At 53.4% G+C, this 15,866-nt stretch carries 13 protein-coding genes; 6 read left to right on the top strand and 7 right to left on the bottom strand.

What is annotated here, in order from left to right:
* Positions 1–56 precede the first annotated feature (56 nt).
* On the top strand, positions 57–1,703 hold the full coding sequence (locus QWU00_RS08755) for an ATP-binding protein (RefSeq protein ID WP_166443755.1): 1,647 nt from the start codon (positions 57–59) through the stop codon (positions 1,701–1,703).
* A 61-nt stretch (positions 1,704–1,764) separates the two neighbouring features.
* Here QWU00_RS08755 and QWU00_RS08750 read toward each other — a convergent pair whose 3' ends face one another.
* On the bottom strand, positions 1,765–2,136 hold the full coding sequence (locus QWU00_RS08750; protein WP_052051097.1) for a Rid family hydrolase: 372 nt from the start codon (positions 2,134–2,136) through the stop codon (positions 1,765–1,767).
* 299 nt (positions 2,137–2,435) lie between these two features.
* Here QWU00_RS08750 and rapZ point away from each other — a divergent pair, with 299 nt between their 5' ends.
* Entirely contained in the window at positions 2,436–3,416 is a 981-nt protein-coding gene (gene rapZ, locus QWU00_RS08745) for an RNase adapter RapZ (RefSeq protein WP_035377088.1), read from the top strand.
* Between the two features lie 186 nt (positions 3,417–3,602).
* On the top strand, positions 3,603–4,907 hold the full coding sequence (locus tag QWU00_RS08740) for a mechanosensitive ion channel family protein (protein WP_052051098.1): 1,305 nt from the start codon (positions 3,603–3,605) through the stop codon (positions 4,905–4,907).
* A 66-nt stretch (positions 4,908–4,973) separates the two neighbouring features.
* Here QWU00_RS08740 and QWU00_RS08735 read toward each other — a convergent pair whose 3' ends face one another.
* Positions 4,974–5,969, bottom strand: a complete 996-nt coding sequence (locus QWU00_RS08735; protein ID WP_045542103.1) for a sulfate ABC transporter substrate-binding protein — start codon at positions 5,967–5,969, stop codon at positions 4,974–4,976.
* A gap of 354 nt (positions 5,970–6,323) precedes the next feature.
* On the opposite strand from QWU00_RS08735, the gene QWU00_RS08730 reads away from it, so the two are divergent.
* From QWU00_RS08730 to QWU00_RS08720, 3 genes are all read left to right on the top strand, one after another.
* Positions 6,324–8,075 carry an alginate export family protein gene (locus QWU00_RS08730; RefSeq protein WP_231551523.1) on the top strand — a complete coding sequence of 584 codons (1,752 nt, stop codon included), beginning with the start codon at positions 6,324–6,326 and terminating at the stop codon, positions 8,073–8,075.
* A gap of 760 nt (positions 8,076–8,835) precedes the next feature.
* The gene (locus QWU00_RS08725) at positions 8,836–11,109 is read left to right on the top strand and encodes a TonB-dependent receptor (RefSeq protein WP_373863242.1); all 2,274 of its coding nucleotides are present in this window, start codon (positions 8,836–8,838) and stop codon (positions 11,107–11,109) included.
* Positions 11,110–11,457: 348 nt separating this feature from the next.
* On the top strand, positions 11,458–11,763 hold the full coding sequence (locus QWU00_RS08720; protein WP_035377093.1) for a SelT/SelW/SelH family protein: 306 nt from the start codon (positions 11,458–11,460) through the stop codon (positions 11,761–11,763).
* A gap of 256 nt (positions 11,764–12,019) precedes the next feature.
* Here the strand turns inward: QWU00_RS08720 and QWU00_RS08715 are convergent, their stop codons facing one another.
* The 5 genes from QWU00_RS08715 to QWU00_RS08695 are packed head-to-tail and all read right to left on the bottom strand — an operon-like array spanning position 12,020 to position 15,772.
* Positions 12,020–12,334 (bottom strand): antibiotic biosynthesis monooxygenase family protein, encoded by a 315-nt coding sequence (locus QWU00_RS08715; protein WP_035377095.1) that lies wholly within the window; start codon positions 12,332–12,334, stop codon positions 12,020–12,022.
* 13 nt (positions 12,335–12,347) lie between these two features.
* Positions 12,348–13,166, bottom strand: a complete 819-nt coding sequence (locus QWU00_RS08710; protein WP_035377097.1) for a heme ABC transporter ATP-binding protein — start codon at positions 13,164–13,166, stop codon at positions 12,348–12,350.
* Entirely contained in the window at positions 13,163–14,173 is a 1,011-nt protein-coding gene (locus tag QWU00_RS08705; protein WP_035377099.1) for a FecCD family ABC transporter permease, read from the bottom strand. Before QWU00_RS08705 ends, QWU00_RS08710 begins: the two co-directional genes overlap by 4 nt.
* Before the next feature lie 11 nt (positions 14,174–14,184).
* A complete protein-coding gene (locus QWU00_RS08700; protein WP_231551524.1) occupies positions 14,185–15,129 on the bottom strand; it encodes a heme/hemin ABC transporter substrate-binding protein in 945 nt (314 codons plus the stop codon).
* A gap of 58 nt (positions 15,130–15,187) precedes the next feature.
* Positions 15,188–15,772, bottom strand: a complete 585-nt coding sequence (locus tag QWU00_RS08695; protein ID WP_035377101.1) for a biliverdin-producing heme oxygenase — start codon at positions 15,770–15,772, stop codon at positions 15,188–15,190.
* Positions 15,773–15,866: the final 94 nt, after the last annotated feature.

Here is a 15,866-nt window from a genome sequence, read left to right as displayed (position 1 = left end):
GCATTGAAGCCACCGCCGCGTATGAGGCCTCCAAAACACGGCTGGTTTCTCCGCTCATGCGGCGCATCATGCTGGTGAATGTTCTGCCGCTGGCCCTGCTGGCAGTCACCATGCTGTTTCTCAACCAGTTCAGAAACAGCCTCCTGACAACGGAAGTTGCGGGCTTACGGGAACAGGCACGTATTTATGCCGGAGCGTTGGGGGAAAGCGCTGTTCGCAGCACGCGCGCCCGCAGCACAGACCCGGATAGTGATTTTTCACTGGAATCCTCGCAAGCCCGCCGACTGCTGCTGCGCCTGACCGAGCCTAGCCCCAGCGCACATGCCCGTCTATTTGGCCCGGATGGCCAACTGGTAGCGGATAATGTGGTAGATCAGCCGGATCACCCACCCCGCTCCTTTCCGTTCCGCCATGGCAATCGCCCGCCACCCGGCTCCATGAATGAGCCCAATGGTCCGCCTCCCTTTGGCCCCAGCTTTTTTGAACGCCTGCTGACGTGGGTATGGCGCAGTAACGAAACCAATATTGTCCGGCTGGACACGAATGAGGCCGATATTCCGGCTGATCCCGCCCGCCCGTTAGAAGCCAATGGCCCCAACTTCCGCCCGCCACCAGAAGCCCCACCTTACATCCGCCGCACGGCTAATGGCCGCCTGATCATTACCGTGGCGGAGCCCGTCATTCGTGATGGCCATACGGTTGGGATTATCCAGCTTACCCGTGCGGCCTCTCAGGTTGATCGTTCGGTTTTTGCCGTACGTTCCTCCATTTTATCCCTGTTCCTCACGGTTCTGGTTATTACCATCCTGCTCTCATGGTATCTGTCTCTCACAATCGCCCGCCCCCTGTTGCGGTTGGCGGCGTCCGCCCAGATCATGCGCGAATCTTCGGGTCGCACAGGGACCGTGCCAGCCCGCCTGCTGGCCCGGCGCGATGAAATTGGCGACGTGGCCCGCGCCTTGCAGGCCAGCGCACAGGCACTGTGGAAACGGATGGACGCCATCGAGCGGTTTGCCGCAGATGTCAGTCACGAAATCAAAAATCCGCTTTCTTCCATCCGCTCCGCCATTGAAACCCTGCTGCGCATTGAAGACCTGAATCAGCAGCGTCGCCTTCTGACCATCATCAATGAAGATGTCCGCCGTCTGGACCGTTTGATCACCGATATCTCTGACGCCAGCCGTCTGGATGCCGAAATGTCCCGCGCACAGGCCGAGCCGGTTTCCATCAAACCGCTTCTCTCTGTTCTGGCTGAAATCCATCAGGCCACTCGCAAGGAAGGTCAGCCGATCATCACCACAAAAGTGGAAGGCGATTCCCCCGAGCATCCCCTCCGCGCTCTGGCGGTGGAAGACCGACTGGTGCAGGTTTTGCGCAACCTGATTGGCAACGCCATTTCTTTCTCTCCATCCAATGGGCACATCCTGCTGGAAGCGGCCCCGGTGGGGAACATGATCTCCATTTCCGTCTCGGATGAAGGGCCTGGCATTCCTCAAGCCAAACTCGATTCCATTTTTGATCGGTTTTATTCAGAACGCCCCAAAAACGAAAATTTTGGCCAGCATTCCGGGCTCGGGCTTTCCATCAGCCGTCAGATTGTCGAAGCGCTGCATGGCACAATCGCGGTTGAAAACCGGCATGATGCACAAGGGCATGTGGCAGGCGCACGCTTCACCGTGCGCCTGCCTAAAGTTGCGACTTAAAGTTTAATTTTCAAATAACTCCGGACTTCAGTCCGCGTTGTCCCCCTGAGCCCATTGCGGCTCAGGCTGGTTCGGCTTCAACGCACAATTCAAGTTCTATTTTTACGGCGGCAGGCGTCATGCTTTTGACCCACATGAGGGTCAGAGAAGGCGATAAATGTGAAAAAACGTGCCGTAAGGTGGGAAAGCAGGATGGAAAATCAGCCGCATCCGCAATGATATACACCACCCGCGTAACATCTTTTAAGGACAGTCCTTCCTGCGCAAGCACTGCCGCGCCCATATCCAATGCTGCGGCACATTGTTCCGCTATGGTTTGTGTTGGGGCAGAAGAAGACCTGAGTCCCTTGATCCGCACCCCTGCAGGACCGTGTTCCACCCGCAGCGTAGGAGCGGAAGAGCCAAAAGGAGTGTGATGTAACGCGTCAACCATAAGTGCTCATTATACTGCCAGATCTCTCAGAATCGCAAATTGCTCTTTCGTAACAAATCATACCCTATAAAATGTGAACCGTGTCATGCATGCAGTGCGGGTACGCCCTGCCCGCCCAAAGCTTTGCAGACATATTGCGCAACGGGGCCAGACCCGAGCATAATGCCGCTACCTTAATTTGGGTCAGTGCTTTATTCAGCAGCGGATGCCTGTTTTTGCTGACAGGCGCTGGTCTTCCCGCTTGCCATGCAGGCCTGAACACTTTTTGCCGCCCCCGGCCACAGAAAGGAACAGATGTAATGTGCGCGGATGATACACTTGTTCCCCGCCGTATCCTGCTGGTTTCAGGGCTATCTGGTGCAGGCAAGTCCTCTATCCTGCGCATTCTGGAAGATCTGGACCACGAGGTTATTGATAACCCCCCCCTCGGGATGCTGGACGATATTGTGGCCCGTGCAGAGCGCCCTGTTGCCATTGGGGTGGATTCCCGCACGCGCGGGTTTGATGCTTCCGCCGTGCTGGAAGCAGTGGCCCGGCTACGCGTCAACCCGAACCTACGGGTTGAACTGATTTACGCCACAGCGGAAGAAAGTGTTCTACTGCGGCGGTACACCGCAACCCGCCGCCGCCACCCCCTTGCCCTGCACGGCAGCATCAAGGAAGGGATTGAAGAAGAAACAACCCTTACGGCCCCCCTACGCGCCGCAGCCGATCTGGTTATTGATACATCAGACATGCCACCGCCAGAATTACGGCAGTTTGTAGAAAGTCGCTTTAGTCCGTGGCAGGGAGGGTCTGCTGAGGGGTTGACCGTTGCCCTGATGTCCTTTGCCTTTCCGGCAGGCTTACCGCGTGAAGCCGACATTGTGTTTGACGCCCGCTTCCTGAGAAACCCTCATTATGACCCTGCCCTAGCCCCCAAAACCGGACTGGATGCGGATGTTGCGGCCTATGTGGCGGAAGATACGGATTATCTGCCGTTTCTGGACCAGATTCACGCCATGCTGCAACTGGTGCTCCCGCGGTTTGTGCGGGAAGGTAAAAAATACGCCACCATTGCCATTGGCTGCTCTGGCGGACGCCATCGCTCCGTTACACTCGTGGAAGCCCTTGCCCAGCGTCTGGCTGCACCAGATGGCATGGGCACGTATCAGGGGTCCGGCCAATGGCCCATCATGATCATGCACCGTGAGTTAGCCCGGCAGGGGTTAGGCGCCTGGCGGTGGGCGAGAAAACCAACCGGCAGCCTTGCGGACGAAGCACTGCCCCCCATCAGTTAGATAATGCCTTCCTCTTCATCGCCCTGAAGACCTTCCTCTTTCCGCTGCAAGGCAGCCCGGCCTGAACCTCTTTGTTGCTCAGGCGTCTTAAACTTATCCCCAAGCCTGTTGTGTGGTGCTGCCAGTGCCGGAGCAGTCCATCACCCGCTTTTTTGTTCGTTTACCACAAGGTTCCCACTTTTCTTTATGTCCATCACATCGACCACCCTCCAGCATGAACCCATGGCGGAGACTATCCAGACTAAACTGACCCCTCTTGTCTCTTCCTTCCGCACATGGTTGAGCTGGCTTCCGCCCTCGCTCGTCTCCCTTCTGGTCCTCGCCCTCATCGGCCTTTGCGCGGCGGCTCTCAGCCGTCTGGTGACAGACCGCATTCTCATGCGCATTCCCGGGGCCAAACGGGGCGCCTTTGTTCGGTCCTTCACCCGCACCATGCGCCGCCCTGTCCGGCTGACCGTTGTCATTCTCGCCATGAGTGTGGCCCTACCCGCCTGCGGCCTGCGCGGCGAGTTACTGGATACAGTCGCGCATCTATTGCTGATGAGCTTTGTGGCCGTCATGGGCCTGGGCACCCTGCTGACCACTCGCGTAATTTCAGATGCCTATCTGGTGCGCTTTGCAGAAGCTGATCAGGACGATGATATCCTTGCCCGCAAACATGCCACACAGGTACGCCTGCTCCGGCGCGTTGCGGAAATTCTGATCTGCGTGCTAACCGTCAGCGCCGAACTGATCACGTTTGAACCGGTCAGAGAATATGGGCTGAGCCTGTTTGCCTCTGCAGGTGCGGCCTCCCTGATTGCAGGTCTTGCGGCCCGCCCTATTCTGGTGAACCTGTTTGCCGGTGTTCAGATTGCCATGACACAACCCATCCGCATGGGGGATCTGATCGCCTTTCAGGGGGACTGGACTTGGGTGGAGGAGATCACCTCCACCTTTGTGGTGCTGCGCTCATGGGACTGGCGCAGGCGGATTGTGCCCATTGCGTATTTTCTCGATACGCCTTTTGAAAACTGGACCTACAACTCAGCAGAACTGATTGGGGCGGTCTATCTGCATGTGGATTACCGCGCCCCCATGGACCGTATCCGCGCCAAGCTGGAAGAAATTGTGCGCGGCTGCCCACAATGGACGGGAAAGGATTTCAGCGCACAGGTTGCTGACTGCACAGACCAGACCATGATCATCCGTGTTACGGCCAGCGCGCGCACGGCTATCAGAAGCTGGGATTTACGCTGTGAAATTCGGGAAAAAATCATTCGCTGGATGTGTGACCACTGCCCGGAAGCTCTGCCGCGCAACCGTCTGGCCATGACAGCAGCAGAACAGGCTATGCCCCATCCCCCCTCAGATCTGGTGGAACCTCCCTCCACGGGAAATTGGCCTGCCGTACCCAAAGGCCCCTTTGGTCCTTTCGGCAGGCCACCCGTTTCTTCTCAGGCAGCCCCTCAGCCGCCTATGCCACCACAAACGGCATTCCGCCCTTTCTAAAAGGGCACCTGAAATAGGACGCTTTTAGGCTTGGCAACCATCATACCAAGCCAAAGTCTCTCTTATTCAGCCACGATAAATCTGGTCAAAGATACCGTTGTCACCAAAGTGCTTTTTCTGCACCGTGGCCCACCCACCCAAACTGGCGATGTCAAACGTTTCCACTTTTGGAAAGCGACTTTGGCTTTCAGCAGCCACCGCGGGGTCTACGGGACGGAAATAATGTTTCGCGCCAATACGCTGCCCTTCAGGAGAGAACAGGAAATCAACATACGCTTGCGCAGCAGTCTGCGTGCCATGCTGGGCCACATTCTTATCCACAACAGCGACAGGCGGCTCCGCCAGAATGGTCACTTTGGGAACCACAATATCAAACTGGTCTGGCCCGATATCCTTGGCCGCCAGCAGGGCCTCATCTTCCCACGCCAGCAACACATCACCCAATCCACGCTGTACAAAGCTGTTTGTCGCGCCGCGCGCGCCCGTATCCAACACAGGCACATGCTTGAAAAGCGCTTTCAAATAAGCGCGTGCCGTTTCTTCCGAACCACCGGGCTGACGCAGGGCCCATCCCCATGCAGCCAGATAGTTCCACCGGGCACCCCCTGATGTTTTGGGGTTAGGCGTAACAACCTTTACATCATCACGGATCAGGTCTGGCCAATCATGAATGTTTTTGGGGTTTCCCTTTCTGACGAGAAAAACAATCGTGCTGGTAAAGGGTGTGGAATTATGAGGCAGACGCTTCTGCCAATCTTGAGCCAGCAAGCCGTGCTGGGCAAGAATATCAATATCATACGCCAGACCCAGCGTGACAACATCGGCAGGGGCCCCTTCCAGAACGGAACGCGCCTGCGCACCAGACCCACCATTTGATGTTCTGACAAAAACGGAACTGTCAGCATGCGTTTTGGTATAAGCTGCGGCAAAAGCCTTATTGATATCCGCATACAGCTCCCGTGTGGGGTCGTAGGAGACATTCAGCAACCGGATAGTGTCCGCCTTTGCGGGACGAAAAGCAAAACCGGCGGCTACGCCCCCAGCTAAAGCTGCGGCGCCCATAAAAGCGCGCCGTGACAGGATATCTGACACTGTAATTGTCTCTCCTCATAGCTTGCGCGTATCTCTTCGGGTACCGCAGCAACCCCAGCGCCTAATTCACGTTATCATTTGTATATTATTCGTCAAGTAAAAACATAAATTATAGTATTTTTTGATAACCCTTATCATCATCGCATCTCACCTTTTGTAACATCCCTCTACAAACCACCCCACAACCTTAGAGAATAGTTCACATACTAACTAATATATATCGTTGTTAGTTTTATATTGCGTTTTAATTCGTGATATGCATATTCTTTTTTCGTTACGATTAAATTTCATTTATTGGTTTTATACTGCTTTTTGGGAAATCCCATGGTTGGTTTTCAGTCTTCAGCCGTTCAGCGCTTCCTCTTTCTCGCCTCACCTTCTGCGCTCTGCCTGATGGCTGCTCCGGCTATGGCCGCCGCGCCTTCTGCCGTCAGTGTTCCAACAACCATCACCCCTCAGGCCTCCGCACAGACTGGCACCACTGTCCCCGCACCAGATGGCATCGCTCAGCTTCCTGCTCATTCGGGAGAACAGATTACAGTCCACACCGCCCCCCTGCCTAAAATTATCCTCTACCCGCACGCCACACCTGTCGGGCAGCCAATCCGCACCACTGGCGCACAAGGGCGTTCCTCTGGCCGACAATATGACTGGGGTGTTTTCAACAGAGGCAATGGTGAAGCAGCAGGATTTGGTCCTGTAGGGCAATACGGTATCGCGCCCTGGGCGGAAGACTGGAGCCGTCTGCGAGACAAAAGCAGGCGGACGGACCCTTTTGATATTCTCAAATACATCGCCCTGAACAACAGTGGCTCAATATGGCTCAGTTTCTCTGGCGAGACCCGGTTGCGCAACTGGTTTGAAAGTCGTCCTAATCTGGGCACCCAGAAAAACAATGATTCCGGTCGCTTTGGGGTCAGAAACCTGTACGGTGCTGATCTGCATCTGGGCTCTCACGTGCGCCTGTTTGGTCAGCTCATCAATGCGGATGCCGGGGGCTGGAATGGTTACGGTTATGGAAGCACCTACAGAAAACGGCTTGATGTGCAGCAGGCTTTCATTGAAACCCGCTGGAACATGCTGGGGGCAAAAAGTGGTTTCATGTTTGGCCGACAGCAGTTTCTGGATGCCCCATCCTATATGCTCTACAACCGGGAGACGCCCAACGTCCCCCTGTCCTGGAACGGCTTTCGGGCCTATATGGTCTGGCCACGTCTGCGTATAGATGGCTGGGATTTTGTCCAGACCAATGACAGCTATACAAAAATGTTCCGGGATACTGAAAACTACAATACCCGTCTTTATGGTTTCAACATGACATGGGCCGCACCTGATGGTCACTTCATGGGAGACCGCACCTATTCTTTTCTGGATGCCTTTTATGTTGGCTACAAACTTTCAGGCTCCGGCGGCGCTATTGCAACGGCCACAGGCAGCAGCAAAGGGTCCAACACCCGTAACAATTTTGGCATCCGCTGGCATGGAATTGCGGGCCCATTTGAATTTTCCCTTGGCGGCATCTGGCAGGGTGGGGTGTTCCGTTATGCCAAAACCAATGAAGCCCGTTCTGTCAGCAGTTATGCCATCAATACGCTTGTAGGATACCGCTTACCTAAAAACCGGTTTCATACATTTCTGGGCCTCCAGACAGATGTCTATTCTGGAGGCAACAAGAACAAGAATTCCGGCACAATCGGCACCTACATTTCTCCCTTTAATCCGCAAACCAATTATCTGGACACCACCACTTACATGACAGGATCAAACCTGATCAGCTTTGCGCCCTTGGTGAGAGCCACTTTTGTAAAATCGCTTAGCCTGCAAGTAAAATACCCGCTCTTCTGGCGTTACAGCACTCAAGATCCTGTTTACCGGTCTTCTGGATTTTATACGTTCGCTCATAATTTTGATGGGAAATTCATTGGCATGGCCCCGCAGGCCTCTCTGGCATGGCAGATCACGCCTCATCTCTCCTGGACACAATATGTCTCACGCTTCATGACATCTCACAGCCTCAACCGCGCAGGCGGGTCCAGCGCCACCTACTATCAGTCAAACTTCGTTTTCCGGTTTTAACTTCTTTTTTGCAAAAACGGCTGACGAGATCCCACTTGAGAAAAGAGGAGAATGATTGTGCTCCTCTGCCCTCAGGCCAAAAATGCCTTTAACACATAGCGATATAGAAATATTACGAACACCTTATTCCAAATAAAAAATCAATGGAATAAATACAACAATTATTTGAGTTCTATTTACAGATAAAATACAAATTTATATTATTATTAAAAAACACCCACAACCAGAAATAAAAATCAAAAAAATAACAACACACTGTGGCAACATAAAAAACCACGCATCCTCGCTGTATATATTACCACCCGCTGTAGGGTCCGGCTCCCTTCCAATAATGCGTCCCACCCCTGCCTTCCCAAGGGCCATCCCTTCTCCTGTTGCTCAATACCTGACCAGTTGCACAAACAACTCGCAGGTTAAGAGGCCAATTAGTCATGCTCCATGGGCACACTGTTACCAATTTGACACGGCCATGCAGCAAACACACCTCTGCCCTGATTCTGCTGTGCCCACTGATGTTATTTTATCGTAATGAGACGCTATCGTCATTCCAAGAGCTCATGCTCACTATACCAGCCGATGTGAACAGGACCCAATGCCCTCCTTCATGCGCCGCCTTCTTACAACCTCTGCATTGATCAGCTTTGCCATTCCAGCGGCAAACGCCTTAGCCGCTCCGACGGAGGCGCATACGGAGAGAAGCAGTAAACCTGTCCGGCAGGTCAAACAGGCCCCGAGAGCCGCTTCCTCCTCTCAGCCCTCCATGATGGGATCAACAGCCCCTACCGATCAGGCTCCTGAAAATCTGGATGTCAAAGGCTCCCGCCATCGGTCCGTGGGCGGTGGTCTGATGATCAAGGAAGATGCGCCCAAGTCCCGCTCGACCGTGACAGCCGAATTCATTCAGAAACAGGCTGCGGGCCTCAACCCCATGCAGCTCATTGAAATGCTGCCGGGTGTCAACACAACCTCTACCGACCCCATGGGGCTGTCCGGTGGGCATGTCAGCATGCGCGGTCTGACCGAAAGTCAGATCGGCTTCACGCTTGAAGGGTTCCCCATCAACGATATCGGCAGCTACGCTGTCTATCCGCAGGAAATCGTCGATCCTGAAAATCTGCGTACCATTAATGTGGAACAGGGCTCCGCCGATCTTGATAGTCCGCACATCAGCGCCACGGGCGGTGCTGTGAACATGTATCTGCTGGACCCCAAGGAGCGCCTGGGCGGTAAAATAGTTGGCTCCTACGGCAACTATAATGCCCGTCGCATTTTCGGTCGCCTTGATACCGGGTATGTTGGCCACACCAATGTGCGCGGTTATGTGTCCTTCTCGGATGCTGTCGAACAATCCTGGCGCGGCCCCGGCGGCCAGAACAAGCTGCATGGTGAAACAAAGTGGGTCAGTGAATGGGGCAAAGGAAACAAAATTTCCTTCTCCCTCGTCGGCAACCAGTCAACAGGTGTGATGTTCCCATCCACCAACATGAGCGCTTGGCAGCAAAAGGGCATTCATAATGCCTATTCCTCCCAATGGGATCCCAAAAAACCCAACTCCACCTACTATCAGTTGCACCGCAACCCCTTCACCAATATCTACGCCAGTGCGCCTTCAACCTTTACGCTGACTGATAACCTGACCCTGACCGAAACCCCTTATTTCTGGTATGGGAACGGCAATGGTGGGGGCGCCTATAACGAAGACCTGACAAAGCAGCAGTACGGGTCTCAGACCATGACGGGCTCTATCGGCCCCTATAATGCGTCCAACACCAGCTCCCTGCTGCTGTATAACCCATCCAACACACAAACCTACCGTCCCGGTGCGGTTACAAAGCTGTCCCTGCATACCGGCATCAACCGTTTGAGCATCGGCTACTGGTTCGAATATTCCAAGCAGATCCAGACTGGCCCTTACAGCCTGATCGATTACGCCACCGGCAAACCCAATGATCTGATGGGAAGCGGCCCTCACCTTCTTCTCTCTAACGGTGAAACCGCACAATATCGGGACAACCTGACCCAAACCCGCATTCACACCATGTTCATTGCAGACAGCCTTTCCCTTCTGCATAACCGCCTGACACTGGAAGCTGGTCTGAAATATACGGTAGTCAACCGGCAGGGTCACAACTTCCTGCCAGACACCTCAACTGGCCCCTATATCAACGGTTCCTGGCAGCAGCCTCTGCCCGCCGCTTCTATCCGTTTCAAGATCAACAACGAAAACCAGCTTTTCGCGTCCTCTACTACAAATTTCCGTATTCCCATGAATACGTCTCTCTATGATTCCGGCGCCTACTTTGCAGGCAGTGGCTATTCCACCCACGCCAATGCCAACATGAAGCCTGAAATCTCGATTTCTGAAGAATTTGGCTGGCGTTATCAGGGACCGCTGGTGATGAGCTCCATCACCTACTTCCATTACAATTTCACCAACCGCCTATACCAGCAGACCGTGGTCATGCCGAATGGTGATTATTACAGCCAGAGCATCAATGGCGGGAACTCCCATGCCGATGGTGTGGATGTTGAAGTGGGTACCCGCCCGATCCTCTACCATCTCCGTCCGTATTTCTCCGCAGAATATATTAATGCACGCACGGACAGCAACGTGGCCGCTGGCAGCGGTAGCGACTATGTGTTCAGCAAAGGCAAGTTCGCACCCCAAACCCCTAAATACTCACTGGCTTTCAATCTTGATTACGATGACGGTCACTTCTTTGCAGGATACGGCCTGAAATATATCGCCAAGCAGTATTCCTCCTTCAACAATGACCAGCATATTCCTGGCTATCTGACCATGAACGTCAATGCCGGCTACCGTTTCAAGGACTGGGGTGTTCTGAAGGCCCCCACCCTGCGCCTCAACCTGCGCAACATCACGGACCGGCACTATCTTGGCTATGTAAACGGAACCGCGGCCAATGGCTTGGCCACAACAGGCGTGTTTGGCTCCAAGATCAGGGCTGGCAACAGCACTTACTCCATCGCCGCTCCTTTCATGGTCATGGGCAGCGCAAGCGTCGAGTTCTGAAGCATCTAGCTTCACCAGCAAAAAACGCCGGGCGTAAAAACCCGGCGTTTTTTTATGCCCTCTATTGACTCTTTGTTGCTAACGTCGCCTGCATAATAATCACACCTCTTGTCGCCTATCATTCAAGTGCACCTCATTCTCTCCAGCGTTTACATAATCAGCTTTTTTCTCTTTTTCTAAGCAAGTCGGATCTTACTGAATCGTAACGGGCCCTGCCTTTTGCGCTCTACGCAATAGCGCTTCCCGTTCATTCTCCAAGAATATTTTCCATCCGGCGCTTTCACACATGCTATAAACCCACTCTGATCTTTGCCTCCCCATCTTTCGCAAAACTCAAGTGGTGTCCGCATGACTGTCTTTTCTTCCACAGCCCCTCACGTTTCCATTCGCTACTGCACACAATGCAACTGGCTTTTGCGCGCTGGGTGGATGGCGCAGGAGCTTCTGTCCACATTCGGGCAAGAGCTGGGAGAAGTTTCCCTTATCCCTGATACAGGAGGGCGGTTTGAAATTTGCGTTAATGATCATGTCATCTGGGAGAGGAAACAGGATGGTGGTTTTCCTGACGCGAAGGAACTAAAACGACGCGTCCGCAATGTGATCGCCCCAGACCGTGATCTGGGCCACATTGATCGCCACTCTCCCAAAAACTGAAGGAACAAAAACCCATCTTTTTTGGAATGTTTTAAATTTTAGAACTGTTTTATAGAAGTTTATAAATATTGTACATGAAGGGGTCGAAAAACCTCTCTCAAGAATTTTCCACATCTTGAGATATCAATCAGTCATAATTGTCATTCGATCATGAAAGGAGGTCTTTAGACGCCTCCTTCCAGCATTTCCAAAATCACCGTCAGGCCAAAAAACTGCCGTATGGTTCAGAACATACGGCAGAAAGAAATGCAAAATCTCAGTTACTAATATTCTGAAGAACCTGGAACCCCTCAAAAACCGGGGGACCAACTGTCAGTGGTTTGCCCTCTCCCGCATTGGCATGAGCGGCCCGAAACTGTTCGGATTTTGTCCACCCGATAAAGGCATCATAAGACGCCCAGACAGTATGAGAGGCATACAGCACATAATCCTCATACCGTGGCCCCTGAAGAAACTGAAAGCTTTCAAAACCGGGAACCGTTTTCAAAAGAACTTCACGGTCAAGCCAACGCTTTTTAAAAGCTTCCTCGTGGTCAGGATGAACCTTGAAGCGATTCATGGCGATATACATATGCTTTCCTTTTTCATGTCCTTAAAGATGAACGTTCCATCAGATCGTGCGGTATGATAAACGGCCGACCTGTGCCAACGTGAGTCACATAATTGCGTGACTGCACTCCAAACACCTCTGCCAGAAGATGGATGTTTAGAACTTCCACCGGCTTACCCTGCGCATGCAACCGCCCTCTAGACAAGACTGCAATGGTATCAGCACAGGCTGCCGCCCAGTTAAGATCATGCAACACCAGCACAACGCTCCCGCCCTGTGCAGCGTACGCAAGCACACACTCCATGATCAATTTCTGGTGGGCCAGATCCTGCGCGGCTAGAGGTTCATCCAGCAACAGAATGCCAGCGCCCCGACTCTCCCCTCCACCGTGCAACTGAGCCAACACGCGCGCCAGATGCGCCCGTTGCCGCTCTCCTCCGGAAAGGGTAGTGCTATCCCGCTCCCCAAAATCAGCTAAACCCACGCGGTCGAGAACCGATTCTATAATCTCATTTTTCTTTTTTCGGACAATATGTTTCCCAGTATAGGTTAACCCCATACTCACCAGATCCTGCACAGAAAAACGTGCTGTTGTTGTGCACTCCTGCGCCAGAAGCGCACGGTGCTGAGCAAGTTCCATGCCGCTGAATTCTGCCATATTGCGACCACCAAGCCACACGGTGCCAGATGTGGGCTGTATGGAGCCACTCATTACCCGCAACAGCGTACTTTTCCCGGCACCATTTGGGCCAATAATTGCAAGAATTTCTCCGGGCTTTACGGAAAGATAAAGCGATTCCAGAAGGGTTTTACTCTGACGAACAACACAACACTCCTCAAGGCGCAGCTTCATGACACACTGCTCCCTTTATGGGTGCGCACCAATAACCAGACAAAAACCGGCGCGCCCAATATGGCTGTGATAATCCCTACCGGCACTTCTGCTGGCGCGGCCACAATACGCGCAAGCGAATCTGACATCACCAGAAGCATGGCACCCAAAAGAACACTGCCGGGTAAAACCCACCTGTAATCGGGCCCTGTGACCAACCTGACAAGATGTGGCACCACCACGCCAATAAACCCTATGGACCCAACCATGGAAACCGAGGCCCCCACAGAAGCCGCACAGGCCACCATGGCAAGTTGCTTGGTACGTTCAACCGGAAACCCCATCAAACTGGCATCAGCCTCCCCCAGCAGCAAGGCGTTCAATGGCTGCGCCAGACCGACTGTGCAAAGCAGGGAAACTGCAAAAAAAGGAAGAACGAGCAGAACACGTGACCAATTAACCCCCACCAGGCTGCCCATGGTCCAGAACGTGATATCTCTCAAAGCCTGATCCGTTGCACGAAACACCAATATGCCTGTTAGCGCACCACAGAACGCAGAAAATGCCACACCAGCCAACAGAATAGTGCTGATAGATGTTTCTCCCTGCCGCCTGGCAAAGAGATAGAGTAACGCAGTTGCGCCAAATCCACCCCCCATGCCACCAAGTGGGAGGCTCCACGCTCCATATGCGGGCGGAAGAAGCTCTGGCACGCCACATACAATCAAAACGGATGTTACAAGCCCTGCACCGGAGGAAACACCTATCAGACTTGGGTCTGCCAGAGGGTTACGGAACAACCCTTGCATGATGGCACCCGCTCCCCCCAGGGCCGCGCCAGCCAGAACTCCCATTGCAACACGCGGCGCACGGATAAAGAGCACAACCTCCCGGTTAAGGGCCTGGTGCGCCTGAGAGGACACAAGCGCCCAGAGATTGATGTGTGTTGCGCCAATATTCAGAGAAAATAAAATTGAGATCAGAAGAGATAGAAGGATAATGACCAGAAAAATAAGTTTTGTGCTCATTCTACAAAACTTCAAGCAGGCTTGCGAAACATACTGAGTCTTCGGCTCAGTTCAAGGGCGACATGCGGCGTGTCAGGACCAAAGCCAAGCATGCGCCCTCCTTCCATTGGCACAAACCCTTTGCTTTGTCCGGCAGGTGTTTGCTGAAACGCCACAGACCCCATCAGTTCAGACTGTATCCGGGACGCACTTTGTGCCATCAGCAGCACCACCTGCGGTGCCATAGGAATAAGGGCTTCATCATTCAGCATCTTGTAACCATGCATACTGCCGGCAGCATTTACACATCCTGTCAATTTTATCATGCTATCTGCAGCGGTTCCAGTTCCTGCCACCATGGGTCTTCCATTTTGCATACTCATGACAAAAAGGACTTTGAGTGGAGGAGTGGGCAAAGCCCGGCGCCACTGCGCCAAAGCATCAAATCCCTCGCTTATGGTCTGACACAACGCATCACCTTCTTTCGGGCTGTTTATGATCGTGGCCAAAAAGCGTGTTCTATTCATTATTGTTTCTGGCGTAGGTGTGGAATCCACCATAACGACTGGCACAGATGACGCCATAAGCTGCTCAATAGCTGTGGGAGGCCCGGCATCATTCAAGCTCAACACAAGATCTGACTGAAGGGAGAGAACACCTTCGGCTGAAACTGTCCTCATATACCCAAGAGATTTCTTTTTCTGTAAAGCCTCAACCGGCCATGTACTGGTGGTATCCACAGCCACAATCCGGTCCTGCGCGCCCAGTGCATAAAGGGTTTCTGTAATGGCACCACCAATGCAGGCAATACGCTGCGGTGTCCCCACGACAACACGCCTGCCCCGGCAATCTGTTATGTCTCTTTGTGCCAGTTCACCGGATGAATGTGCGCTGGCTGCCGCTCCGCCAAAAGCAGCAGCCAGCCCCGCCCCCATCCCCACCATCATCATACGGCGCGAGACAGAGTAGCTGGTCACCTTTCCCTTTTCAGAGAAAGATGTTCTGTAAAAAGGTTTCTTCAGAAGAACCATAACCTTACGCCGCCTGAAGATAAGGTTCGCATCGCTCCAGATACTGTGTCACACGCTCAAACGCTGTACCAGCATGGCGCACACAGACAGATGTATCCAGATTGGCATGATCAATAGCGGCCTTGAAACTCTGCCACGCATGCGCCCTCCCCTGCGCATCCGGAGCAAAATGTCTGGCACCAAATTTCACGGTAAGGCCCATATCCTGAACACGTTTTGCCAGAACAGCCGCCCCCAGCTTTGATCCTTCCGCAACATATAACCACCCGATAGCCGCAGAAACACTCCCGGCCACAGGCGGGTTACGCCGCACCATCGGGTAAGGCACACACAGGTCCTGCATATCCTGTTCAATAAGCGCAAGGCGGTTTCTGGACGCTATGTCCGGCACAAGGGCAGCGACATCCGCCCTTGCGTAAAGATCCGCTATATCGCGATGAAAAAGATACTGTACCGCCAGAAAAACCGTATAGCGTTCATGGCTTGAAAACAGGTTGAGAGCCGTCATGCGGTGATCAAGCCGCTCATGCGCTGCGTGTGTACACTGCCTGAGCACGCTGATCAGACCAGCTTGTGTGTGCAACGTCATGTGCCCCCCTTTGCGGTGTTTTTATACGGATGGTTTGGCGCCGGACCTGTGAACATATGCCCCCCATACCCGCACTATGTCCGGCGCCTGCCCG

Source organism: Acetobacter tropicalis, assembly GCF_030644465.1.
Taxonomy (GTDB): domain Bacteria; phylum Pseudomonadota; class Alphaproteobacteria; order Acetobacterales; family Acetobacteraceae; genus Acetobacter; species Acetobacter tropicalis.
The sequence above is the reverse complement of the archived record's forward strand: the minus strand, read 5'-3'. Positions and strand labels throughout refer to the sequence as shown.